1 protein-coding gene is annotated in these 1376 nt (G+C 32.7%); it reads left to right on the top strand.

The window, feature by feature from the left end; all coding sequences use genetic code 11:
• The first annotated feature begins 87 nt into the window (after positions 1-87).
• Positions 88-1200 carry an IS4 family transposase gene (locus BHF71_RS10155; protein WP_069657524.1) on the top strand — a complete coding sequence of 371 codons (1113 nt, stop codon included), beginning with the start codon at positions 88-90 and terminating at the stop codon, positions 1198-1200.
• Positions 1201-1376 lie beyond the last annotated feature (176 nt).

Below are 1376 nucleotides of genomic sequence, written 5' to 3'. Positions count from 1 at the left end.
TTCTAATAATCACTAGTTCATAAAAAAATCCTTTATAATGGAAGTACAGGTGCTCCCTGTCCAAATCCAATATAAAGGACCATGCTTATGGACAAGGATACACTATTTTCGTCATTTGGTAAATGGATAGCTCCTATCAATTCTGTAAAATTACAACAAAAAGTAGAAGAAATGAAGCAAGACAAATACGTTAAAAAATTAACAACAAGAGCTTATTTATTGCTGTTCCTACACGCCCAAATAGAACAACGTGAAGGTTTAAGAGCAATTGCTGATGATGTTTTACTAGAAGAATTTCAACAAGAACTGGGGTTAACTTCAATCAGTGCATCTCAACTTTCTAGAAAACATAATCAAGTAAATCCAGATTTACTCGCCGAAATTTTCTTTGACCTTGTTGGGCACATACGTAGGAAATCGTCAGCTTCTTCGAAATTTAAAGGTTTAAAGATAGTTGACTCTACCACTATTTCCTTAGGACTGAAAAAATATAAGTGGGCGAAGTTCCGTAAGACAAAAGCAGGAATAAAAATTCATCTTCGGTTAGAATTTGTAGACGATGAAACTGTATATCCTGAAAAATTCATCGTTACCCCTGCTAGTAAGAACGATAGAACCCAAATGGATGTCCTAATTGATGAAAAAGATGTGATGTACATATTTGATCGAGGTTACAATGACTACGAAAAATTTGATCATTATTGTGATGAAGGAATCTTTTTCGCATCAAGACTCAAGAAAAATGCAATAGTTAGGGTACTTGAAACATTCAATATTCCAGAAAACAGCTCAATCAAATCTGATTCAATGGTAGTCATCGGTACACCTCAAAATAGAATGGACAATGTTCTAAGGTTAATTGAAACAGTTGATTCAGAGAATAATGAAATACGAATCATAACCAATCGTTTTGACCTAGATGCTGAAGAAATAGGCGAAATCTATCGCTCACGTTGGGCGATTGAGTTATTTTTTAAATGGATGAAACAACATTTAAAAATTAAACATCTCTATGGAACTAGTGAAGAAGCTGTGTTAAACCAAGTTTACTTAACATTAATTGCATATAGCTTGATGGTATTAATCCAATTAGAAACCAAAACAAAACAAACATTATTACAAATAAGTCGCTGGTTACGAATTTTACTTTGGAAGCCATACGATAATTGGATAAAGTTAATGGTTAAAGCACCAGGATAAAAATAGTTATTGTAAGTTGTTTTGTTTTTTTGTGAATAATTAAATCAAATAGTAATAATTGCCAAATGGACAGTGATCACCTTTAGTTGGTTACTGGTTCTTTGGTCGAAGTTTAGGAAAATATTGTTCAGAATATTGTGTGAACTAACCACTATAACTTTTATGCAACGCTATTG

Source organism: Vulcanibacillus modesticaldus (assembly GCF_001730235.1).
GTDB classification, from domain to species: Bacteria; Bacillota; Bacilli; order Tepidibacillales; family Tepidibacillaceae; genus Vulcanibacillus; species Vulcanibacillus modesticaldus.
This window is presented reverse-complemented; position numbering and strand designations above follow the sequence as displayed.

What these genes read in the sequence shown, in the direction of transcription:
- BHF71_RS10155 (WP_069657524.1), top strand. Translation starts at nt 88, where the DNA reads ATGGACAAGGATACACTATTTTCGTCATTTGGTAAATGGATAGCTCCT.